The sequence below is a fragment of the Klebsiella oxytoca NBRC 105695 genome (assembly GCF_001598695.1).
In the GTDB taxonomy this organism is placed as follows: Bacteria; Pseudomonadota; Gammaproteobacteria; order Enterobacterales; family Enterobacteriaceae; genus Klebsiella; species Klebsiella oxytoca.
This window is the reverse complement of the sequence record NZ_BCZK01000004.1, coordinates 301274-322935: the sequence shown is the minus strand read 5'-3', so window position 1 is coordinate 322935 and position 21662 is coordinate 301274. Positions and strand designations below refer to the sequence as shown.

The window sequence follows — 21662 nt, the reverse complement described above, 5'->3', positions numbered from 1 at the left end:
TCTGCAAAACAGAACAACATATATAAAGAGGTTATCATGGCTATTGAACGTACTTTTTCCATCATCAAACCAAACGCGGTGGCAAAAAACGTTATTGGCGGCATCTTTTCTCGCTTTGAAGCTGCAGGGTTCAAAATCGTTGGCACTAAAATGCTGCATCTGACCGTTGAGCAGGCTCGCGGCTTCTATGCTGAGCACGAAGGTCGCCCGTTCTTTGACGGTCTGGTTGAGTTCATGACTTCCGGTCCGATCGTTGTTTCCGTGCTGGAAGGCGAAAATGCGGTTCAGCGTCATCGTGACCTGCTGGGCGCAACTAACCCGGCGAACGCGCTGGCGGGTACGCTGCGCGCAGACTACGCTGACAGCTTCACCGAGAACGGCACCCACGGTTCCGATTCCGTTGAATCCGCTGCGCGCGAAATCGCGTTTTTCTTTGCTGAAGGCGAGGTTTGCCCGCGCACCCGCTAATCTCCCGCGTCTTTCACGCCACCGCTTTGTTGGCTTCATTCGCGCACCCCGGTCACATCGTTATCTATACTCCCGGGGATTTGCGAACTCGCCGCTTCGCCGTGACGTAAAATACTTTGGAGATACCATCCTCGTCGCCTTTTCGACCGTCGCGGTGTTGGCTGCGCGCGTTCACCCCGGTCACGAGGAGCTGCCTGGCAGTTACAGATTTTTTCATCATTGCTGCGTGCAGACGTAGTATTGATGGGCCAGAATTTGTAGAATACAGCGCCCCGGCTGAGCAGTCGCTCCCGGGGCGTTTCTTTTTAACCCTCCAGGGGCCATAACGTGTAATAACGAGGCCGGAATCAATTATGTCTGAACAAATAGTCACACCTGATAGCGCCGCACTGACGGTGCCGAACAAAGATGCCAAAATCAACCTGCTGGATCTGAATCGTCAGCAGATGCGCGAGTTTTTCAAAAACATGGGCGAAAAGCCTTTCCGCGCCGATCAGGTGATGAAATGGATGTATCACTACTGCTGCGATAACTTTGACGAGATGACCGACATCAACAAAGTTCTGCGCGGCAAATTAAAGGAAGTCGCGGAAATCCGCGCCCCGGAAGTCGTTGAAGAACAGCGCTCCAGCGACGGCACCATCAAATGGGCGATTGCCGTTGGCGATCAGCGCGTCGAAACCGTGTATATCCCGGAAGACGATCGCGCCACCCTGTGCGTTTCTTCTCAGGTGGGCTGTGCGCTGGAGTGTAAATTCTGCTCCACGGCGCAGCAGGGCTTTAACCGCAATCTGCGGGTTTCGGAAATTATCGGCCAGGTCTGGCGCGCGGCGAAAATCGTCGGTGCGGTGAAGACCACCGGCGTGCGTCCGATTACCAACGTGGTAATGATGGGCATGGGCGAGCCGCTGCTGAACCTGACCAACGTGGTTCCGGCTATGGAAATCATGCTCGACGACTTCGGCTTTGGGCTCTCAAAACGTCGCGTCACGCTCTCCACTTCCGGCGTGGTGCCTGCGCTTGATAAGCTTGGCGATATGATTGACGTCGCGCTGGCTATCTCTCTGCACGCGCCGAACGATACCATTCGTGACGAAATCGTGCCGATCAACAAGAAATATAATATCGAGACCTTCCTGAACTCGGTACGTGGTTATATTTCGAAGTCCAATGCCAACCAGGGCCGCGTGACGATCGAATACGTCATGCTGGATCACGTCAACGACGGTACCGAGCATGCCCACGAGCTGGCGGCGCTGTTAAAAGATACGCCGTGCAAGATCAACCTCATCCCGTGGAACCCCTTCCCGGGAGCGCCGTATGGCCGCAGTTCTAACAGTCGCATCGACCGTTTCTCCAAGGTATTGATGGAGTATGGTTTCACCACTATCGTGCGTAAAACTCGCGGTGACGATATCGACGCAGCCTGCGGCCAGCTGGCCGGCGACGTTATCGACCGAACCAAACGTACGCTGCGTAAACGTATGCAGGGCGAAGCGATCGACGTGAAGGCAGTTTGATAAATGATGCAGCGCACAGCCTGGGCGGTGCGCTGCATATTTATGTTGTATAGCCGGGCGAAATACGCTGTTCTGGTTAATAATTACGGTGCGTTTTTGTCGACTTTGAGGCAGTATGTAGCGGTACAACAACCGCTTAGCATTCAATATTGATAAGTCTCTGTGATAGTACGTCATACGGACTTATACTGTTTGTCTGACGTTGAGCAGATGTCTCGCGGCGCGGGGTCACCGGCGCTGAATTTTAAATTTCACGTACCAGTAGTTGTAGCGAATGAATACTGAAGCCACTCAAGACCATCAAGAAGCAAACACTACGGGCGCGCGTTTGCGTAACGCCCGTGAACAACTCGGGCTCAGCCAGCAAGCGGTGGCTGAGCGCTTATGCCTGAAGGTTTCCACGGTTCGTGATATTGAAGACGATAAGGCACCCGCCGATCTGGCTTCAACCTTCCTGCGCGGCTATATCCGCTCTTATGCCCGCCTCGTGCACATCCCTGAAGAAGAACTGCTGCCGATGATGGCGAAGCAGGCTCCCATTCGTGCGGCAAAAGTGGCGCCAATGCAGAGCTTCTCGCTGGGTAAACGTCGCAAAAAACGCGACGGCTGGCTAATGAGTTTTACCTGGCTGGTGCTGTTCGTGGTGATTGGCCTCAGCGGCGCGTGGTGGTGGCAGGACCACAAAGCGCAGCAGGACGAGATCTCCACCATGGCCGATCAGTCCTCCGCCGAGCTGAACGCTGGCGATAACAACAGCCAAAGTATTCCTCTGGACAATGGTTCGGCGAATTCTTCCGCCGATACCGCTGCTAACAGCGCGCCGGCAGAGACCTCTTCTGCGCCAGCCACCTCGGCTCCGGCTGCGACTGCGGCCCCGGTCGATAACAACGCCGTTGTTGCGCCTTCTCAGGCGAACGTTGACACGGCGGCTACCCCAGCGCCCGCCAGTCCAACTTCGCCGCTACCGACCGACCAGGCAAACGTGGCCGCTGCGCCGGCCTCGGCTCAGGATCTGGTGCTGAATTTCACCGCCGACTGCTGGCTTGAAGTGAGCGATGCGACGGGTAAAAAGCTGTTCAGCGGGTTGCAGCGTAAAGGCGGTAATCTCAATCTGAGCGGCCAGGCACCTTATAAACTGAAAATCGGTGCACCGGCGGCGGTACAGATACAGTATCTGGGTAAACCAGTCGATTTGAGTCGTTTTATCAGAACTAACCAGGTTGCACGTCTGACCCTTAATGCCGAACAATCACCGGCGCAGTAACAGACGGGTAACGCGGGAGATTTTTCATGCATAACCAGGCTCCGATTCAACGTAGAAAATCAAAGCGAATTTACGTTGGGAATGTGCCGATTGGCGATGGCGCCCCCATCGCCGTACAGTCGATGACAAACACGCGCACCACCGATGTGGCGGCGACGGTAAATCAAATTAAAGCCCTTGAGCGCGTTGGCGCGGATATCGTTCGTGTTTCGGTGCCAACGATGGACGCGGCAGAAGCCTTTAAGCTTATCAAACAGCAGGTGAGCGTACCGCTGGTTGCCGATATCCACTTCGATTACCGCATTGCGCTGAAGGTCGCGGAATACGGCGTTGATTGTCTGCGTATTAACCCGGGCAATATCGGTAACGAAGAGCGTATCCGCATGGTGGTGGACTGCGCTCGCGATAAAAATATTCCCATCCGTATCGGGGTAAACGCCGGTTCTCTGGAAAAAGATCTCCAGGAGAAATACGGTGAACCGACTCCGCAGGCGCTGCTGGAATCGGCAATGCGCCATGTCGATCATCTCGATCGTCTCAATTTCGATCAGTTTAAAGTCAGCGTAAAAGCTTCCGATGTGTTCCTCGCGGTCGAATCCTATCGTCTGCTGGCGAAACAGATCGACCAGCCTCTGCATCTCGGGATTACCGAAGCGGGCGGCGCGCGCAGTGGCGCGGTGAAGTCCGCGATCGGCCTCGGATTGCTGCTGTCTGAAGGGATCGGCGATACCTTGCGCGTTTCTCTGGCGGCGGATCCGGTTGAAGAGATCAAAGTTGGCTTCGATATTCTCAAGTCGCTGCGCATTCGCTCTCGCGGGATCAACTTCATTGCCTGCCCGACATGTTCACGTCAGGAGTTTGACGTTATCGGTACCGTTAACGCCCTGGAGCAGCGCCTGGAAGACATCATTACGCCGATGGACATTTCGATCATTGGCTGCGTGGTGAATGGTCCAGGCGAGGCGCTGGTGTCGACGCTCGGCGTGACCGGCGGCAACAAGAAAAGCGGCCTGTACGAAGACGGCGTCCGTAAAGACCGACTGGATAACGACGATATGATCGATCAGCTGGAAGCGCGTATTCGCGCTAAAGCATCGATGCTGGATGAGGCGCGTCGTATCGATATTCAGCAGGTTGAAGCGAAATAACGTGTTGGGAAGCGATACGCTTCCCGTGTATGATTGAACCTGCGGGCGCGAGGCGCCGGGGTTCATTTTTGTATATATAAAGAGAATAAACGTGGCAAAGAACATTCAAGCCATTCGCGGCATGAACGATTATCTGCCGGGCGAAACCGCTCTCTGGCAGCGCATTGAAGGCTCACTGAAGCAGGTGCTTGGTAGCTACGGTTACAGCGAAATCCGTATGCCGATTGTAGAGCAGACCCCGTTATTCAAACGCGCTATCGGCGAAGTGACCGACGTGGTTGAAAAAGAGATGTATACCTTTGAGGACCGTAACGGCGATAGCCTGACCCTGCGTCCGGAAGGTACGGCGGGTTGCGTACGCGCCGGCATCGAACATGGTCTCCTGTACAATCAAGAACAGCGCCTGTGGTATATCGGGCCAATGTTCCGCCACGAGCGTCCGCAAAAAGGCCGCTATCGTCAGTTCCACCAGATTGGTGCGGAAGCGTTCGGTCTGCAGGGGCCGGATATCGATGCCGAGCTGATCATGCTGACCGCCCGCTGGTGGCGTGAACTGGGGATCTCCAGCCACGTTGCCCTTGAGCTGAACTCTATCGGTTCGCTGGAAGCTCGCGCCAGCTATCGCGACGCGCTGGTGGCTTATCTTGAGCAGTATAAGGATAAGCTCGATGAAGACTGCAAACGCCGCATGTACACCAACCCGCTGCGCGTGCTGGATTCTAAAAACCCGGAAGTTCAGGCGCTGCTGAACGATGCGCCGACGCTGGGTGATTATCTTGACGAAGAGTCCAAAGCGCACTTCGCCGGGCTTTGCGCGCTGCTGGACGATGCCGGTATTCGCTATACCGTGAATCAGCGTCTGGTGCGCGGTCTCGACTATTACAACCGCACCGTGTTTGAGTGGGTTACCACCAGCCTCGGCTCACAGGGAACCGTCTGTGCCGGTGGGCGTTATGACGGTCTGGTTGAGCAGCTTGGCGGTCGCGCAACGCCTGGCGTCGGCTTTGCGATGGGGCTGGAACGTCTTGTTTTACTGGTTCAGGCAGTGAATCCGGAATTTAAAGCCGATCCTGTTGTCGATATATACCTGGTAGCCTCCGGAACTGACACCCAGTCCGCAGCAATGCGTCTGGCTGAACAGGTACGCGATGCGTTACCCGGCGTTAAGCTGATGACCAACCACGGCGGCGGCAACTTTAAGAAGCAGTTTGCTCGCGCTGATAAATGGGGCGCTCGCGTTGCGCTGGTGCTGGGCGAAGCAGAAATCGCTGACGGAAACGTGGTAGTGAAAGATTTACGCTCAGGTGAGCAAACTACCGTAACGCAGGATAGCGTTGCCGCGCATTTGCGCACACTTCTGGGTTAATTTCCCGGGAAACATTAGTCAGGAGAAGGACTGCGTGGAACTTTACAATAACGAAAACGATCAGGTCGACGCGCTGAAGCGCTTCTTTGCTGAAAATGGCAAAGCGCTGGCCGTTGGGGTGATTTTGGGCGTTGGCGCGCTGGTTGGCTGGCGCTACTGGACCTCCCATCAGTTGGATACCGCCAGAGGCTCGTCTCTGGCTTATGAAAATGCGATTTCCGCGCTTAAAGCGGATAAACCAGAGGCGCTGAACGCGGCGCAGAAATTTGCCGCCGACAGCAAAAACACCTATGGTGCGTTTGCTTCTCTTGAGCTGGCGCAGCAGTTTGTTGAGAAAAACGATCTGCAGAACGCTGAAAAGCAGCTTCAGCAGGGGCTTGCCGCTGCTTCTGATGATAACCTGAAATCGGTTATCAATATGCGTCTTGCTCGCGTACAGCTACAGCTTAAGCAGCCTGATGCCGCGCTGAAAACCCTGGATGCCGTGAAAGGCGAAGGCTGGACCGCGATTGTCGCCGACCTGCGCGGCGAGATCCTGCTGAGCAAAGGCGATAAGCAAGGGGCGAAAGCGGCCTGGGAAGCGGGCGCGAAAAGCGATGCTTCGCCGGCGCTCAGCGAAATGATGCGTATGAAAATAAATAATTTGTCCATCTGAGAGGGACTCGATGCAATTGCGTAAATTACTTTTGCCAGGGCTGCTTTCCGTTACCTTATTGAGCGGTTGTTCGCTGTTTAACAGCGAAGAAGATGTGGTGAAAATGTCGCCACTGCCGACGGTGGAAAACCAGTTTACGCCGTCCACGTCCTGGAGCACCTCCGTTGGCGGCGGTATTGGCGAATTCTACTCTAACCTGCACCCGGCTTTTGCTGATGGCGTTGTGTATGCCGCCGATCGTAAAGGCACCGTTAAAGCCCTGAATTCAGGCGACGGCAAAGAGGTGTGGTCGGTTAACCTGGCCGAGAAAGACGGCTGGTTCTCCCGCGCGCCTGCGCTGCTCTCCGGCGGCGTGACCGTCTCGGGTGGCCATGTGTATATCGGTAGCGAAAAAGCGAAAGTTTACGCGCTGAATACCAGCGACGGCACCGTCGCATGGGAAGCAAGCGTAGCGGGTGAAGCGATTTCCCGTCCGGTCGTCAGTGACGGTATGGTGTTGATTCACACCACTAACGGTCAGCTGCAGGCGCTGAACGAAGCTGACGGCGCGGTGAAATGGACCGTTAACCTGGATATGCCAGCGCTCTCTCTGCGCGGCGAATCCGCTCCGGCTACCGCATACGGCGCAGCGATTGTGGGCGGCGATAACGGTCGCGTCAGCGCGGTGCTGATGCAGCAGGGGCAGATGATTTGGCAGCAACGTATCTCTACCGCCACCGGTCCGACGGAAATCGACCGTCTTAACGACGTCGATACGACGCCGGTTATCGTGAACGGTGTGATTTATGCGCTGGCCTATAACGGCAACCTGACGGCTTTGGATCTGCGCAGCGGCCAGATTATGTGGAAACGCGAGCTGGGTTCAGTGAACGATTTCATCGTCGACGGCAACCGTATTTACCTGGTTGATCAAAACGACCGTCTGCTGGCGCTCACCACCGACGGCGGCGTGACGCTGTGGACGCAAAGCGATCTACTGCACCGTCTGCTGACGGCGCCTGTGCTGTATAATGGCAACCTGGTTGTTGGCGATAGCGAAGGCTATATGCACTGGGTCAACCCGGAAGATGGTCACTTTGTGGCTCAGCAGAAGGTAGACAGCTCAGGCTTCCTGACCGATCCGGTTGTTGCTGACGGCAAACTGCTGATTCAGGCGAAAGACGGTACGCTGTACGCGATTACGCGTTAACAACAGCGGTAGTCTATTTTTGAGAAACGGCCCCTGGCAGACAGGGGCCGTTTTGGCTTTTTTAAAAACGCCGTGTAAATGGCGTTGTATCGATTTTAGTATGAGGCATTTAACATGATACCTGTGGTCGCGCTTGTCGGGCGCCCTAACGTTGGAAAATCCACGCTTTTTAACCGCTTAACGCGCACTCGCGATGCGTTGGTCGCGGATTTCCCGGGGCTGACTCGTGACCGTAAGTACGGTCGTGCTGAAGTGGAAGGCCGCGAATTTATCTGTATCGATACCGGCGGGATCGACGGTACCGAAGATGGCGTAGAAACGCGGATGGCGGAACAGTCGCTGCTGGCGATTGAAGAAGCGGACGTGGTGCTGTTTATGGTCGATGCGCGGGCGGGCCTGATGCCGGCGGACTCGGCAATCGCTAAACATCTGCGCTCCCGCGAAAAGCCGACCTTCCTGGTGGCAAACAAAACTGACGGCATCGATGCCGATCAGGCGATCGCCGATTTTTGGTCGCTGGGGTTAGGCGAGATTTATCCTATCGCCGCTTCACACGGTCGCGGCGTCACCAGTCTGCTGGAGCACGTCCTGCTGCCGTGGGTTGATGAGGTGAACCCGCCGGAAGAAGTGGACGAAGACGCGGCATACTGGGCACAGTTTGAAGCCGAGCAGAACGGCGAAGCAGTTGAAGAGCCGGAAGAAGATTTTAACCCACAGGATCTGCCGATTAAGCTGGCGATAGTGGGTCGCCCGAACGTGGGTAAGTCAACGCTCACCAACCGTATCCTGGGCGAAGACCGCGTAGTGGTCTACGACATGCCCGGAACGACCCGCGACAGCATCTACATCCCGATGCAGCGCGACGAGCGTGAATACGTGCTGATTGACACCGCCGGCGTGCGCAAACGCGGTAAGATCACCGATGTCGTCGAGAAATTCTCGGTGATTAAAACCCTGCAGGCGATCGAAGACGCCAACGTGGTGCTGCTGGTGATTGATGCGCGGGAGGGGATTTCCGATCAGGATCTCTCTCTGCTGGGTTTTATCCTCAACAGCGGTCGCTCGCTGGTGATTGTCGTTAACAAATGGGACGGCCTGAGCCAGGAAGTTAAAGAGCAGGTGAAAGAGACTCTGGACTACCGTCTGGGCTTTATCGACTTTGCCCGCGTGCACTTTATCTCCGCGCTGCACGGCAGCGGCGTAGGCAACCTGTTTGAATCCGTGCGCGAAGCGTACGACAGCGCAACCCGTCGCGTGGGTACCGCTATGCTGACCCGCATCATGACCATGGCTGCCGAAGACCATCAGCCGCCGCTGGTGCGCGGTCGTCGCGTGAAGCTGAAATATGCCCACGCCGGGGGTTATAACCCGCCGATCGTGGTTATTCACGGTAATCAGGTTAAAGATCTGCCGGATTCGTATAAGCGCTACCTGATGAACTACTTCCGTAAATCACTGGAAGTGATGGGCACGCCAATTCGCATTCAGTTCAAGGAAGGGGAAAACCCGTTTGCCAACAAGCGTAATACTCTGACGCCTAATCAGATGCGTAAGCGTAAGCGCTTGATTAAACACATCAAGAAAAGCAAATAAGCTATCCGTCAGCATTAAAAATATAAAGCCCGCATCCGTCGGGCTTTTTTATTATCGGCCACCGATCATGCGCAGAATAATAAACTCGCTTGAGGCTGCGTTATAAATGTGAGAAAAACCAGGGAGGATAAATATTTTTGTGACAATGAGGTCAGAATGAAAAGCTTTTTAACTCTCCTGATGCTGTTTCTTTTTCCCATAGCCTGTACCGCTGAATCACAACCTGTTGAACCGCGCGTTAAGCCTGCTTATCCAGCGAAAGCCGCAAAAAAAGGGATACCGGGTCAGGTTAAAGCGCAATTTGACGTTGACGAGAATGGGCGGGTGACTAACGTTCAGTTATTAAGCTCCGATCCCTCCGGAATGTTTGATAATGAAGTCAGGGCCGCAATGGGAAAATGGCGATACGTTAAAGGGAAGCCTTCCAGCAATAACATCATTACCATTCATTTCACGCCGGGGCCGTGTTCCGTTGAGGTGCCAGCGCCAAACCAGCCCGGCAGTATTCAAAGCGGGGGCGTCCCTTTTCGCTAAGATGAATGCACGTGAAATAACGTAGGGACAATCGAAATAAACGCCGGGAACAGGGATATGAAAAAAACAATCGTGATGTTCGCTTTGGTCATATTAACCAGCAGCTGTACGCCGTTTCATCCTGCTGACTGTCATAAAACTTCAGCGCTTGGGAGCTGTAGCTCTGGACGATTCAGCGATGACGATGAATATGGCAGGCAGGCGAGATCGATAAAAGAGTCTATTGATTCCCGGTTATCCAATCGCTACGGCTGGACGGGGAAAAAATGCACGATCCATGTGAGTTTCAGCTATGAGGGGAAACTGAATAGCATCACAACGAGTGAAGGTAATAAAAAATATTGCGCTGCGCTGATTGATGCCGCTAGGCGGGCCACCTTCCCGCCGTTCACCGATAAGCAGGTGTACGACGCTTTTGCTCAGTCCCGGTTCAGTATGCAGGGTGAGTAAAATAAACGCGGCGATCCGCCTGGGAGCGAATAGTCTGCTGGAGTTCAGTGGCTGGCAGCAGCCACAGATTGTGCAACCGTGATAAAATAAAGCCACATACCCGTCGTCAGGAGTCACCATGGAATTTGATTGCCCCGTGTGCCATGCGCAGCTTGCTGTGCAGGGCAATAGCGTCCACTGCGCGCATTGCGCGAAAGAGTATGTTGTTGAAGCCCGCTGCCCGGACTGCCACAAGCCGCTGGAAGTATTAAAAGCCTGCGGCGCGGTAGATTATTTTTGTCAGAATGGCCACGGGCTGATTTCAAAAAAACGCGTCGAGTTTGTGCCGGTTTAATTTTTATCGCTGACGCAGCTTTCACCGTCGCGCCAGAGTTCAACCAGTGATTCTGGCGCACGCTCCTCCGGGATGAGAATAATCAGGCTGTGGTAGTGCTGCTCGCTGACGATCTGAATGCGAAAAAAACGCTGGTCGCCGCTGCCCGGCGAGTCGGGCTGCCCCGGCGGCTTGCCCAGCGGTAGCGATTGTTGAAGAATTGAAGCGATCCGCTGCTTCTGTTGCTCGTTGAGCTTCGCAACCACAATCTTACGCATTCCACTGAGCGCCGGGATCCAGGCGACGCCCCCCTCGCGAGCCAGCTCAATAATCGCATCATCGCTAAGATCGGCAAGATTCATAGCACCACTCCGACGCGCCCCCAGGCTTGAGTAATGGCATCAGCGATCTCTTTGCCAAAACGTTTTTCGCCATGGCGAACCGTGAGCCTGGCAAAGGTTGAAAAATCAGCGTCTTTTGCCAGAGAGTTATCACACACTGCGTCATACCAGGCGTGGCCCGCTTTTTGCCACGCAAAACCGCCGATCTCGCGGGCGGCGAGATAAAAGGCGTGATTAGGAATGCCGGAATTGATATGTACGCCGCCGTTATCCTGCTGGGTATGCACAAAATCTTTCATGTGAGCGGGCTGCGGATCTTTGCCAAGGATGGGGTCATCGTAAGCGGAGCCGGGCTGAGACATCGAGCGCAGACCTTTGCCGTGAATGCCTTTCGCGAGCAGTCCCTCACCTATTAGCCAGTCCGCCTTGTCCGCCGTTTGCTGGCGCTGATACTGTTTGACCAGCGAGCCAAAGACGTCCGAGAGTGATTCGTTAAGCGCGCCGGATTGTTCGAAGTAGATAAGACCGGCTTCGCTCTCCGTCACGCCATGGCTTAGCTCGTGCGCGACGACGTCAATGGCGATAGTAAAGCGATTAAAAATCTCGCCATCACCGTCGCCAAATACCATTTGCTGGCCGTTCCAGAACGCATTTTGATATTCGTGGCCATAGTGGACGCTGCCGGTGAGCTTTAGCCCGCGGTTATCCAGAGAATCGCGCTGGTAGCTCTTCCAGAAAAACTCATGGGTGATGCCGAGATAGTCATAGGCTTCATCAACGGCCACATCACCGTTGGAGGGCTGCCCCTCAAAACGGACCTGCGTTCCCGGTAGTTCCTGGGTTTGCCCGGCATCGTAAATGTCGCGCTCAAGCTGGCCCGGTGTGGTGACATGGGGAGCCGCGGGGCGTCCGGGAACATGCGCCATCAGGGACTGAACATGGCTGAGGGTATTCTGCGCGCAGCGCTGCTGCTGAAGCGAGCCATGGTCGACAATGCGGCGTAAAATATAGGGCGGAATCACATAACGAGGATAAGCAACAGGCATATCACGCTCCTTAGCCGGATAGAACCGTTTAAAAAGGGCATGAGAGCAGTATAGTTATCCCCGGTTGAAAAGGCAGAATAATCAGGCTTTTTTACGGGAGCGCGTTTTCTTCGCCGGCGTGATGTTTTTCACTTCGCTCTCCACCCAGCCATCGTTCAGGCGGGTAGTGAGAAGGTCTCCCTCGCGTACCTGTTTGGTCTGCTTCAGCACTTTGCCGTCGCTGGCGGAAGTCACGCTATAGCCGCGGGCGAGCGTCGCCAGCGGGCTGACGGCCTCCAGATGCGTGACCATATTGCCGAAGCGCTCGCGCTGCTCGCCGAGGCGGCTGCGGATATTTTCCGCCAGGCGATATTCCAGCTGTTGAATACGGCTCTGGGCACGGTGAATACGCGGCTGCGGATTTTGCTGATTCAGACGCTGCGTAGCGCGCTGCTGGCGCTGATCGGCGCGCTTCATCTGCGTCTCAAGAGCGAAACGCATGCGCTGACGCAACTTTTCCAGCTCCGTTTGCTGGCGAGCAAGGCGCAGCTGAGGATGCTGCTGCTGCAGGCGGTGAAATATCTGGGTAAAGCGACGATGGCGGTTGGCAAGGAAGTAGTCCATCGCCATCTCAAGACGCTGCTGTCCTGACTGGAGCTGGCGCAGCAGCTCCAGCTGGTTACGGCTGACAATTTCTGCCGCCGCGGAAGGCGTTGGCGCGCGCAGGTCGGCGACGAAATCGGCAATAGTGACGTCAGTTTCATGGCCCACGGCGCTGACGATGGGAATCGGACTGGTAAATATCGCCCGCGCCACCCGCTCGTCGTTAAAACTCCATAAATCTTCCAGCGAACCGCCGCCGCGTCCGACGATAAGTACGTCGCATTCGCGGCGCGCGTTGGCCAGTTCAATCGCGCGAACAATCTGCCCCGGTGCGTCTTCGCCCTGAACGGCGGTCGGATAAATAATCACCGGCAGGGAAGGGTCGCGACGCTTGAGCACCTGTAAAATATCATGCAGCGCGGCGCCGGTTTTAGAGGTAATGACGCCTACGCAGTGCGCAGGGGAGGGAAGCGCTTTTTTATGCTGCTGATCGAACAAGCCTTCCGCCGCCAGGGCGGCCTTCAGCTGTTCATACTTCTGCTGAAGCAGTCCTTCGCCCGCAGGCTGCATGCTCTCCACGATAATCTGATAATCGCCGCGCGGCTCGTAAAGGGTAATGTTGGCGCGAACCAGCACCTGCTGCCCGTGCTGCGGACGGAAGGTCACCCGGCGGTTGCTGTTGCGAAACATTGCGCAGCGCACCTGGGCGTTATCGTCTTTTAAGGTAAAGTACCAGTGACCGGAAGAGGGCTGGCTGAAATTGGAAATCTCGCCGCTGATCCATACCTGGCCCATTTCACGTTCCAGCAGCAGCCGGACCGACTGATTGAGGCGGCTAACCGTGTAAATTGAGGGGGATTGAGATGGCAACATGTGAGCAAGATCAAATTCTAAATCAGCAGGTTATTCAGTCGATAGTAACCTGCTGAGAGGGGATCGCAAGTATTATTTGCAAAAAAGGGTAGATGCAATCGGTTACGCTCTGTATAATGCCACGGCAATATTTATCCACCCTGGTCGAGATATTGCCCATGCTACGTATCGCTAAAGAAGCTCTGACGTTTGACGACGTCCTCCTCGTTCCCGCTCATTCAACCGTTCTGCCAAACACCGCCGATCTCAGCACCCAGCTGACGAAAACCATTCGCCTGAATATTCCTATGCTCTCCGCAGCAATGGATACCGTGACGGAAGCGCGTCTGGCGATTGCCCTGGCACAGGAAGGCGGCATCGGTTTTATTCATAAAAACATGTCTATCGAGCGTCAGGCGGAAGAAGTTAAGCGCGTGAAGAAGCATGAGTCCGGCGTGGTTACCGACCCGCAGACCGTTCTGCCGACTACGACTCTGCGCGAAGTTAAAGAGCTGACTGAACGTAACGGTTTTGCTGGCTATCCGGTTGTGACCGAAGACAATGAGCTGGTCGGCATCATTACCGGCCGCGATGTGCGTTTCGTCACCGACCTGAACCAGCCGGTTAGCGTATATATGACGCCGAAAGAGCGTCTGGTTACCGTTCGCGAAGGTGAAAGCCGCGAAGTGGTCTTTGCCAAAATGCATGAAAAACGCGTTGAGAAAGCCCTGGTTGTGGATGACAGCTTCCATCTTCTCGGCATGATCACCGTTAAAGATTTCCAGAAAGCGGAACGTAAACCGAACGCCTGTAAAGATGAGCAGGGTCGCCTGCGCGTTGGCGCAGCGGTTGGCGCGGGCGCGGGTAACGAAGAGCGCGTTGATGCGCTGGTTGCCGCGGGCGTCGATATTCTGCTGATCGACTCTTCTCACGGTCACTCTGAGGGCGTATTGCAGCGTATTCGCGATACCCGCGCAAAATATCCTGACCTGCAAATCATCGGCGGCAACGTGGCGACCGGCGCGGGCGCACGTGCGCTGGCGGAAGCCGGCTGCAGCGCGGTGAAAGTGGGTATCGGTCCTGGCTCCATCTGTACGACGCGTATCGTGACCGGCGTGGGCGTTCCGCAGATCACCGCCGTTTCTGACGCGGTTGAAGCGCTGGAAGGCACCGGTATTCCGGTTATCGCCGACGGCGGTATTCGTTTCTCCGGCGATATCGCCAAAGCTATCGCCGCTGGTGCTTCAGCCGTCATGGTTGGCTCGATGCTGGCGGGTACCGAAGAGTCCCCGGGCGAAATCGAACTCTACCAGGGGCGTTCTTACAAATCTTACCGCGGTATGGGTTCCCTTGGCGCGATGTCTAAAGGCTCCTCCGATCGCTACTTCCAGACCGATAACGCCGCCGACAAACTGGTACCGGAAGGTATCGAAGGTCGCGTCGCCTATAAAGGCCGTCTGAAAGAGATTATTCACCAGCAGATGGGCGGACTGCGCTCCTGTATGGGCCTGACCGGTTGTGGTACCATCGACACCCTGCGGACCAAAGCGGAATTCGTGCGCATCAGCGGCGCGGGTATCCAGGAGAGTCACGTTCACGACGTGACCATTACCAAGGAATCCCCGAACTACCGCATGGGCTCCTGATTTTCATCGCCCGGCCACGCGCCGGGCGATTTATTTAACCTGTATCACTTGCCTCGGAATTATCGTCAATGACGGATAACATTCATAAACATCGTATTCTTATCCTGGACTTCGGTTCTCAATACACCCAGCTGGTTGCGCGTCGCGTTCGTGAATTAGGTGTCTACTGTGAACTGTGGGCATGGGACGTGACTGAAGCTCAAATTCGTGAGTTCAATCCTAACGGCATCATTCTTTCCGGCGGCCCGGAAAGCACTACCGAAGATAACAGCCCGCGCGCCCCGCAGTATGTCTTCGAAGCTGGCGTGCCGGTCTTTGGCATCTGCTACGGTATGCAGACCATGGCGATGCAGCTGGGCGGCCACGTTGAAGCCTCTAATGAGCGTGAATTTGGCTACGCGCAGGTTGAAGTTCAGACCGATAGCGCGCTGATCCACGGCATTGAAGATGCGCTGAGCGCGGACGGCAACGCTATGCTGGACGTCTGGATGAGCCACGGCGACAAAGTCACCGCCATCCCGTCTGACTTCGTTACCGTTGCCAGCACCGAAACCTGCCCGTTCGCCATTATGGCCAACGAAGAGAAGCGCTTCTACGGCGTGCAGTTCCACCCGGAAGTGACCCACACCCGTCAGGGCCTGCGCATGCTGGAGCGTTTTGTACGCGAGATTTGCCAGTGTGAAGCGCTGTGGACCCCGGCCAAAATTATCGACGACGCCATCGAACGTATTCGTCAGCAAGTGGGCGACGATAAAGTCATTCTCGGCCTCTCCGGCGGCGTGGACTCGTCTGTTACCGCAATGCTGCTGCATCGCGCTATCGGCAAAAACCTGACCTGCGTCTTCGTGGATAACGGTCTGCTGCGTCTTAATGAAGCTCAGCAGGTTATGGATATGTTCGGCGATCGTTTCGGTCTGAACATCGTTCACGTCGAAGGCGAGGCGCGTTTCCTGGCTGCGCTGGCGGGCGAAAACGATCCGGAAGCGAAGCGTAAAATCATCGGCCGCGTGTTTGTTGAAGTGTTTGACGAAGAAGCGCTGAAGCTGGAAGACGTGAAATGGCTGGCGCAGGGGACTATCTACCCTGACGTGATCGAGTCTGCGGCTTCCGCAACCGGCAAAGCGCACGTTATCAAATCTCACCACAACGTGGGCGGCCTGCCGAAAGAGATGAAGATGGGCCTCGTTGAACCGCTGCGCGAGCTGTTCAAAGATGAAGTGCGTAAGATTGGCCTCGAGCTGGGCCTGCCGTACGACATGCTGTATCGTCACCCGTTCCCGGGCCCGGGTCTCGGCGTGCGCGTGCTGGGCGAAGTGAAGAAAGAGTACTGTGACCTGCTGCGTCGCGCGGATGCCATCTTCATTGAAGAGCTGCACAAAGCTGACCTGTACAACAAAGTGAGCCAGGCGTTCACCGTATTCCTGCCGGTGCGTTCCGTCGGCGTAATGGGCGATGGCCGTAAGTACGACTGGGTGGTCTCCCTGCGCGCAGTTGAAACCATCGACTTTATGACCGCTCACTGGGCGCACCTGCCGTACGATTTCCTCGGCCGCGTGTCCAACCGCATCATCAATGAAGTTAACGGTATCTCCCGCGTGGTGTATGACATCAGCGGTAAGCCGCCGGCTACCATTGAGTGGGAATAAAATTTATTCTTTGCGGTAATTGAATAAAAATAATGCCATTAATGATTGACGTCATTAATGGCATTTTTCATGTTAATATCAAAGGATTACGGAATTACCTGAGGCGATGAATACCGATACGCCGGGCTTCTACTGTTATCCCCGTTCTTCAATCGCCGCTGGCGTATTCTCCTGCTGACACCATGCAATGGCCATCGCCAAAGCTGCCACCATCACAGCCAGCACGGCGGAAACGGCTAAGCTTCCCCTCAACCCGAAATGATGATTTAGCCATGCGTAGGCAAACGGCGATATGGCGGCCAGCAGTTGCGCGGGAATCAACAGAATGCCGGTTAGCCGGGCATAATCCTCGGCGGCAAAGAGCTGCAGCGGTAAAGTGGCCTTAAACACGGTGGTCAGGCCGTTGATCGCGCCGTAACCCAGTACAAATCCTCCGGCCGCCCACGACAGAAAAGCGCCGCTCAGTCCAAGCGCAAAGCAGAGCGGCATCAGCGAGGTCGTCAATATCGTTAGCCGCAGCGGCGTGAGCGCGGAGCCGGATACCACTTCGAGAAAACGCGCGCCGGTTTGTCCAATTCCCCATAGCATTCCCACCGCGACAGGAAGCCCAACGCTGGCGATGAACTCGGGAAGATGCGTTGACGTGCCGTTGGATACAAAGGTAACCAGCGCAATCAACGACGCGTACAGCAGGGCCGGACGTCTATCATGCTTTGACAGCTGCTGGTTTTTTTTCACCCTTACCGGCAACGGTAATTTGGTATTCGGCATTTTCCACAACAGCAGAGCGCTAAGCAGGCCAAACAGGGCGTAGATCAGCAGCGCGTGCCGCCAGTCCATCCGCGTCAGCAGCCAGGCGCCAAGCGGCCAGAACAGGGCCGAGGCTAATCCTCCGGCCAGCGTCACGCGCGATATGGTCAACCTGGCCCGCTGCCCGTAAAGATTCACCAGCGCCGCGAACAGCGCGTCGTACAGCGCCAGCCGCATACCGATGCCGGTCAGAAGCCAGGCGGCGAACCAGCCCGTCAGGCTATGGACGTAAGCCATCAGCAGACACCCCGCTGAAATCGCCAGCGTACCGGTAATAACTATTCGCTGGCCGCCAAAGCGGGCAAGAAGCCGGGCGATAAACGGAGAAAGCGTCGCCATCATGAGCATGGCGAGGGTCAGTCCGAAATAGATTTCCGTGGCGGTCCAGCCGGTCTCCTGAGCGATAGCCCTGGCAAAAGTGCCGGGCATATAAAACGAGATTCCCCAGTTAATCAGCTGATTGCACCCGGCGGCCAGCGTGATAAAGCCCGGCGCGGAGTGCGAGTTCGCAGGTGTATTCATGATTTTCCATTCAGTTACGCTGTTGTCGGCAGCATACCTTGCGCGCTATTGTGCAGGCAGGCCGGTCCGTTTATGACCCTTATAAGAGAAACTTTGTGATGATGACGCTCAATCTGGGAAATCTGGCGACGTTCCGCCTGGTCGTACAGCGCGGGAGCTTCTCCGCTGCGGCAGACGTACTGGGATTGTCGCAGCCTGCGGTCAGCCTGCAGGTACGTCAGCTGGAACAGTTTCTACAAACCAGGCTGCTTGAGCGCACCGGGCGGGGAATTAAAGCGACGGCGGCCGGAATCGCATTGCTGGCGCATAGTGAGCAGATTGAACTGGCGGTGGGCGCGGCGGTGCAATCGGTGAGTGAATTCAATCGTGAAATCAGCGGCTCGGTAACGCTGGGATCCGGAGCAACCGCCTGTATTCATCTGCTACCTCCGTTACTGCAGAAGCTACATCATGAGCATCCTTTATTGACGGTGAGGGTCACGGTTGGCAATACGCTTGAGGTGGTTCGGGCTATTGAAGAGAATCGGCTCGACCTTGGGCTTTGTACGCTACCGGCGAATGGACGCAGTCTGGCGGTTATGCCGGTGTTAGAGGAGGAGTTTGTGTGTATTTTCAGCGATGTGCAGGATGAGTTACCGTGGTCGCTGACGCCAGAGATTCTGCAATCATTACCGCTAATCGCTTTTGAATCGGGAAGCGGAACCCGGGATCTGATCGATGGCTGGTTTCTTGCCGATGGGCGGGCGATAGCGCCAGTCATGCAGTTAGGCAGCATTGAGGCGATTAAGCGCATGGTACGTGCGGGGTTGGGGTTCAGCATTGTGCCGAGAATGGCGGTAGAGCATCCGCAGGATCGTATTGGCTTAAATGTTCAATCACTGACTCCGCTGCTGCATCGTCAGTTAGGCATAATCATGCGGCAGGATAAAATTATCAGCAAAGGTATTGCTGAGATCCTGCGTTTACTGCAGAAGTTGGAGAATGGTCAGGCGTAGCGTGTTTTCAATAAAGCAATGGCTGAATCAACCAGCGGGTGGTGACGCTCGCTGTTCCACGCCGCCGCCGCGGTAACAACCATCTGCTTCTCTTCCAGGGCCTTTATCACCACATTAGCCGGCGCCAGTTTGCGGGTGGAGGCGGGAACCAGCGCGATGCCCTGGCCGCAGCTGACGAACGCAATTTGTGAACTTACCGAGCGGACCTCATGCAGAATGCGGGGAGTAAAACCGTGGGTGCGACACAGCGAGGTGAGGAGATCAAACCAGGCCGGGCTGACCTGGCGAGCAGACATTACCATCGGCTCCTTTGCCAGCGCGCGCAGGCTGACGCGATGCTGTAAGGCCAGCGGATGATCGACCGGTAGCGCGACAGCCAGGCGTGACTCTTCCAGCGGCAAAGTCGTGATGTGGCCTTCGGTCTCACCTTCCAGGCGCACAAAAGCCAGATCCAGTTCACCGTTCTCCAGTGCGGGGATCGCATCGACACTATCGATTTCCCGGATAAATACTGTTAGCCCGGGCGTAGCGCGCTTAAGCTCCTCAAGCAGTGGGGGTAAGGTCTCCAGCATGGCCGAGGTTATCGCCCCGATATTCAATACCGCCGAGTGGCCTGCGGCGATTTCATCGACGGTTCTGCCCAACTGGCTGAGCTGGTCGGCGAACTGGCGTACCGCGGGCAGGAGTGCGGCTCCGGCCGGACTCAGGCGGGTCCCGCGCCGCGAACGCTCGAACAGCTGGAGTTTCAGCCCGTGCTCCAGGAGCTTGATTTGTTCCGTTAGCGGCGGTTGCGACATCCCGAGGCGCAGCGCCGCGCGGCCAAAGTGTTCCTCTTCCGCTACTGCGAGAAACATCCACAGCTGCTTAATACGACGAAAATCAATATTGCTCATGAGAGATATTCTGTTACTTATTTAGTATCACAGAGTTTATTTTATAAGAATTTACATATCAACATAGCTGGTTATGATTCCAGCCCAGGAATGATAAGCAATGAGGATATGATGAATATACAGCCGGAGTTGACATGGCAGCGCTTGCCAATGACGGTGCAGGGCATCGGGCTTGATATCGCGTCCATTAGCCGTGAAGGAACGGGGGAGCCGGTCGTCTTTCTTCACGGTTTTGGCTCCAGCAAAGAGGATTACGCTGATTTCGTGCGCCATCGAGCCTTTGAGGGGCAGCCGTTTATTGCCTGGGATGCACCGGGTTGTGGTGAGAGCCAATGCGCTGATTACAGCAAGATGGGGTTACCCTTTCTGCTTGAGACGGCGCTGAAGGTGATTTCCCACGCGGGGTTTACGCGCTTTCACCTGGTCGGGCATTCAATGGGAGGATTAACATCGCTTCTGCTGGCGCACGCTTTCCCCGAGCGAGTGCTAAGTTTTGTGAATATTGAGGGCAATATCGCGCCGGAAGACTGCTTTTTGAGCCGGCAAATTGTGCAATATGCTGAGCCGGACGCGGAACGTTTCTTCGCGCGCTTTATTGAACGCACTCGCCAATCGCCAGCCTGGGCCAGCGCGCTCTATGCCAGCAGCCTGCCGCAAAAGGTTCGCGCTCAAGCGGTGCCGGGGATTTTCTCTTCGATGGTGGATTATTCTGACCACGGTGAGCTAATGGCGAAATTCCTTAATTTACCGTGTCCAAAAATGTTTATGTACGGCGACCAGAATGCCGGGCTAAGCTATTTATCTTCTATTGCCCGCCGTGGTGTAAAGTTGGCGGAAATTCCGCATTGCGGGCATTTCCCTATGTATTCAAACTCGCCGGAGATGTGGCGACAGATAGCTTTATTGCAGCAGGCCTCACGATGAATAAAGCGTCATCTTCACAGCTGATCGGCGTGCTATTTTCCGTCTGCGCGGCTTTTGGTTTCTCGTTTAAGGCAATATTCGTCAAGCTTGCCTACGAGCAGGCAACGGTAGATGCCATTACTTTACTCATGCTGCGGATGACCCTGTCGTTACCTTTCGTTATCCTGGTTGCTCTACGGGTGCTGCGTAGCGGTGTACCACTGCAGCGTCGTGATTATCTGCTGCTACTGCTGCTGGGAATAGTGGGGTATTACGGTTCGGCGATCCTGGATTTTATGGGCCTGCGCTATATTACCGCCGGGCTTGAGCGGCTGATCTTATTTACCTACCCGGCGCTCACTATTCTGATTGGCGTCCTGTTTTTGGGTAAGCGTTTCGAAAAAAAGGTACTCCTGGCCTTAGCGCTCTCCTGGTCGGGAATTTTGCTGGCGTTTGTCCACGATCTGCAGATTAGCGGTGATATGCATAGCCTGGTGCTCGGTGGTGGTCTGATCGCCGCAGCGGCCTTACTGTATGCCATTTATAATGCCGGGTCAGAGGTGGCAATCCGGCGTATGGGGTCGATGAAGTTCGCGGTTCTTGCCCTGCTGGTTTCATCTCTTGCCACGCAAACCCATTTTTATCTTGCTCAACCGTTATCCGCGCTTAACCTGCCGTGGCAGGTATATCTATGGTGTGGCGCGATGGCGCTCTTCTCAACCGTATTACCGATCTTCTGGCAGTCGGCGGCCGTGCAGCGCATTGGTGCGGAACGCGCCGTGCTGATCGGCCTTCTGGGACCAATGCTAACCGTATTCTTTAGCTGGTGGTTACTGGGAGAACCCATTTCGCTGGCACAAATAGCGGGCACATTGTTAGTGATGGCTGGTGTGCTGGTTGTGCTTCGGCATTAGTCTTTTTGAGCG

At 55.4% G+C, this 21662-nt stretch carries 21 protein-coding genes; 16 read left to right on the top strand and 5 right to left on the bottom strand.

Translation table 11 applies throughout. The annotated features are described in order from the left end of the window. The first annotated feature begins 36 nt into the window (after positions 1-36). The 11 genes from ndk to KO1_RS09500 all read left to right on the top strand — a co-directional run bounded on the left by ndk (position 37) and on the right by KO1_RS09500 (position 10521). Positions 37-468 carry a nucleoside-diphosphate kinase gene (gene ndk / locus KO1_RS09550; protein ID WP_004114414.1) on the top strand — a complete coding sequence of 144 codons (432 nt, stop codon included), beginning with the start codon at positions 37-39 and terminating at the stop codon, positions 466-468. A gap of 353 nt (positions 469-821) precedes the next feature. Next, on the top strand, positions 822-1988 hold the full coding sequence (gene rlmN, locus KO1_RS09545; RefSeq protein ID WP_004104488.1) for a dual-specificity RNA methyltransferase RlmN: 1167 nt from the start codon (positions 822-824) through the stop codon (positions 1986-1988). Positions 1989-2262: 274 nt separating this feature from the next. Then, positions 2263-3252, top strand: coding sequence for a cytoskeleton protein RodZ (gene rodZ, locus KO1_RS09540; protein ID WP_004104487.1), 990 nt, complete (start codon positions 2263-2265; stop codon positions 3250-3252). A gap of 26 nt (positions 3253-3278) precedes the next feature. Next, complete coding sequence (gene ispG / locus KO1_RS09535) at positions 3279-4400, top strand: flavodoxin-dependent (E)-4-hydroxy-3-methylbut-2-enyl-diphosphate synthase (RefSeq protein WP_004104485.1); 1122 nt, start codon at positions 3279-3281, stop codon at positions 4398-4400. Between the two features lie 91 nt (positions 4401-4491). Continuing rightward, positions 4492-5766: a histidine--tRNA ligase gene (gene hisS, locus KO1_RS09530; protein WP_004104483.1), complete on the top strand. Its 1275-nt coding sequence runs from the start codon at positions 4492-4494 to the stop codon at positions 5764-5766. 34 nt (positions 5767-5800) lie between these two features. After that, positions 5801-6421 (top strand): YfgM family protein, encoded by a 621-nt coding sequence (locus KO1_RS09525; RefSeq protein WP_004104480.1) that lies wholly within the window; start codon positions 5801-5803, stop codon positions 6419-6421. 10 nt (positions 6422-6431) lie between these two features. Beyond that, positions 6432-7610: an outer membrane protein assembly factor BamB gene (gene bamB, locus KO1_RS09520; RefSeq protein ID WP_004104478.1), complete on the top strand. Its 1179-nt coding sequence runs from the start codon at positions 6432-6434 to the stop codon at positions 7608-7610. Positions 7611-7724: 114 nt separating this feature from the next. Further along, positions 7725-9203 carry a ribosome biogenesis GTPase Der gene (gene der / locus KO1_RS09515; protein ID WP_004104476.1) on the top strand — a complete coding sequence of 493 codons (1479 nt, stop codon included), beginning with the start codon at positions 7725-7727 and terminating at the stop codon, positions 9201-9203. Between the two features lie 156 nt (positions 9204-9359). Next, a complete protein-coding gene (locus KO1_RS09510; protein WP_049128986.1) occupies positions 9360-9737 on the top strand; it encodes a TonB family protein in 378 nt (125 codons plus the stop codon). Between the two features lie 57 nt (positions 9738-9794). After that, positions 9795-10187, top strand: coding sequence for a cell envelope integrity TolA C-terminal domain-containing protein (locus KO1_RS09505; protein WP_064406908.1), 393 nt, complete (start codon positions 9795-9797; stop codon positions 10185-10187). Positions 10188-10305: 118 nt separating this feature from the next. After that, positions 10306-10521, top strand: coding sequence for a zinc ribbon domain-containing protein (locus KO1_RS09500; RefSeq protein WP_064406907.1), 216 nt, complete (start codon positions 10306-10308; stop codon positions 10519-10521). On the opposite strand, the gene KO1_RS09495 is transcribed toward KO1_RS09500, so the two are convergent. The 3 genes from KO1_RS09495 to xseA all read right to left on the bottom strand — a co-directional run bounded on the left by KO1_RS09495 (position 10518) and on the right by xseA (position 13342). Continuing rightward, positions 10518-10862, bottom strand: coding sequence for a protealysin inhibitor emfourin (locus KO1_RS09495; protein ID WP_004104472.1), 345 nt, complete (start codon positions 10860-10862; stop codon positions 10518-10520). The two genes, KO1_RS09500 and KO1_RS09495, sit on opposite strands and share 4 nt — an antisense overlap. Then, on the bottom strand, positions 10859-11887 hold the full coding sequence (locus tag KO1_RS09490; RefSeq protein WP_004114405.1) for a M4 family metallopeptidase: 1029 nt from the start codon (positions 11885-11887) through the stop codon (positions 10859-10861). Before KO1_RS09490 ends, KO1_RS09495 begins: the two co-directional genes overlap by 4 nt. Positions 11888-11968: 81 nt before the next feature. After that, positions 11969-13342: an exodeoxyribonuclease VII large subunit gene (xseA, locus tag KO1_RS09485; protein WP_064406906.1), complete on the bottom strand. Its 1374-nt coding sequence runs from the start codon at positions 13340-13342 to the stop codon at positions 11969-11971. A 158-nt stretch (positions 13343-13500) separates the two neighbouring features. Between xseA and guaB the strand changes: the two genes are divergently transcribed. Both guaB and guaA read left to right on the top strand, forming a co-directional pair. Next, positions 13501-14967: an IMP dehydrogenase gene (gene guaB, locus KO1_RS09480; RefSeq protein WP_004104469.1), complete on the top strand. Its 1467-nt coding sequence runs from the start codon at positions 13501-13503 to the stop codon at positions 14965-14967. A gap of 68 nt (positions 14968-15035) precedes the next feature. Further along, positions 15036-16613: a glutamine-hydrolyzing GMP synthase gene (gene guaA / locus KO1_RS09475; RefSeq protein WP_004104468.1), complete on the top strand. Its 1578-nt coding sequence runs from the start codon at positions 15036-15038 to the stop codon at positions 16611-16613. Between the two features lie 135 nt (positions 16614-16748). Here guaA and KO1_RS09470 read toward each other — a convergent pair whose 3' ends face one another. Further along, a complete protein-coding gene (locus KO1_RS09470) occupies positions 16749-17945 on the bottom strand; it encodes an MFS transporter (protein ID WP_024274555.1) in 1197 nt (398 codons plus the stop codon). 98 nt (positions 17946-18043) lie between these two features. Here KO1_RS09470 and KO1_RS09465 point away from each other — a divergent pair, with 98 nt between their 5' ends. Beyond that, on the top strand, positions 18044-18940 hold the full coding sequence (locus KO1_RS09465; protein ID WP_024274554.1) for a LysR family transcriptional regulator: 897 nt from the start codon (positions 18044-18046) through the stop codon (positions 18938-18940). Here the strand turns inward: KO1_RS09465 and KO1_RS09460 are convergent. Next, positions 18931-19833: a LysR substrate-binding domain-containing protein gene (locus KO1_RS09460; RefSeq protein WP_024274553.1), complete on the bottom strand. Its 903-nt coding sequence runs from the start codon at positions 19831-19833 to the stop codon at positions 18931-18933. The genes KO1_RS09465 and KO1_RS09460 overlap by 10 nt on opposite strands. 108 nt (positions 19834-19941) lie before the next feature. Between KO1_RS09460 and KO1_RS09455 the strand changes: the two genes are divergently transcribed. Beyond that, complete coding sequence (locus KO1_RS09455) at positions 19942-20757, top strand: alpha/beta fold hydrolase (RefSeq protein ID WP_224227093.1); 816 nt, start codon at positions 19942-19944, stop codon at positions 20755-20757. After that, positions 20754-21650: a DMT family transporter gene (locus KO1_RS09450; protein ID WP_024274551.1), complete on the top strand. Its 897-nt coding sequence runs from the start codon at positions 20754-20756 to the stop codon at positions 21648-21650. The genes KO1_RS09455 and KO1_RS09450 overlap by 4 nt, the downstream gene beginning before the upstream one ends. Positions 21651-21662 lie beyond the last annotated feature (12 nt).

What these genes read in the sequence shown, in the direction of transcription:
- ndk (WP_004114414.1), top strand. Translation starts at nt 37, where the DNA reads ATGGCTATTGAACGTACTTTTTCCATCATCAAACCAAACGCGGTGGCA.
- rlmN (WP_004104488.1), top strand. Translation starts at nt 822, where the DNA reads ATGTCTGAACAAATAGTCACACCTGATAGCGCCGCACTGACGGTGCCG.
- rodZ (WP_004104487.1), top strand. Translation starts at nt 2,263, where the DNA reads ATGAATACTGAAGCCACTCAAGACCATCAAGAAGCAAACACTACGGGC.
- ispG (WP_004104485.1), top strand. Translation starts at nt 3,279, where the DNA reads ATGCATAACCAGGCTCCGATTCAACGTAGAAAATCAAAGCGAATTTAC.
- bamB (WP_004104478.1), top strand. Translation starts at nt 6,432, where the DNA reads ATGCAATTGCGTAAATTACTTTTGCCAGGGCTGCTTTCCGTTACCTTA.
- der (WP_004104476.1), top strand. Translation starts at nt 7,725, where the DNA reads ATGATACCTGTGGTCGCGCTTGTCGGGCGCCCTAACGTTGGAAAATCC.
- KO1_RS09510 (WP_049128986.1), top strand. Translation starts at nt 9,360, where the DNA reads ATGAAAAGCTTTTTAACTCTCCTGATGCTGTTTCTTTTTCCCATAGCC.
- KO1_RS09505 (WP_064406908.1), top strand. Translation starts at nt 9,795, where the DNA reads ATGAAAAAAACAATCGTGATGTTCGCTTTGGTCATATTAACCAGCAGC.
- KO1_RS09500 (WP_064406907.1), top strand. Translation starts at nt 10,306, where the DNA reads ATGGAATTTGATTGCCCCGTGTGCCATGCGCAGCTTGCTGTGCAGGGC.
- KO1_RS09495 (WP_004104472.1), bottom strand. Translation starts at nt 10,862, where the DNA reads ATGAATCTTGCCGATCTTAGCGATGATGCGATTATTGAGCTGGCTCGC.
- KO1_RS09490 (WP_004114405.1), bottom strand. Translation starts at nt 11,887, where the DNA reads ATGCCTGTTGCTTATCCTCGTTATGTGATTCCGCCCTATATTTTACGC.
- xseA (WP_064406906.1), bottom strand. Translation starts at nt 13,342, where the DNA reads ATGTTGCCATCTCAATCCCCCTCAATTTACACGGTTAGCCGCCTCAAT.
- guaB (WP_004104469.1), top strand. Translation starts at nt 13,501, where the DNA reads ATGCTACGTATCGCTAAAGAAGCTCTGACGTTTGACGACGTCCTCCTC.
- guaA (WP_004104468.1), top strand. Translation starts at nt 15,036, where the DNA reads ATGACGGATAACATTCATAAACATCGTATTCTTATCCTGGACTTCGGT.
- KO1_RS09470 (WP_024274555.1), bottom strand. Translation starts at nt 17,945, where the DNA reads ATGAATACACCTGCGAACTCGCACTCCGCGCCGGGCTTTATCACGCTG.
- KO1_RS09465 (WP_024274554.1), top strand. Translation starts at nt 18,044, where the DNA reads ATGATGACGCTCAATCTGGGAAATCTGGCGACGTTCCGCCTGGTCGTA.
- KO1_RS09460 (WP_024274553.1), bottom strand. Translation starts at nt 19,833, where the DNA reads ATGAGCAATATTGATTTTCGTCGTATTAAGCAGCTGTGGATGTTTCTC.
- KO1_RS09455 (WP_224227093.1), top strand. Translation starts at nt 19,942, where the DNA reads ATGATGAATATACAGCCGGAGTTGACATGGCAGCGCTTGCCAATGACG.
- KO1_RS09450 (WP_024274551.1), top strand. Translation starts at nt 20,754, where the DNA reads ATGAATAAAGCGTCATCTTCACAGCTGATCGGCGTGCTATTTTCCGTC.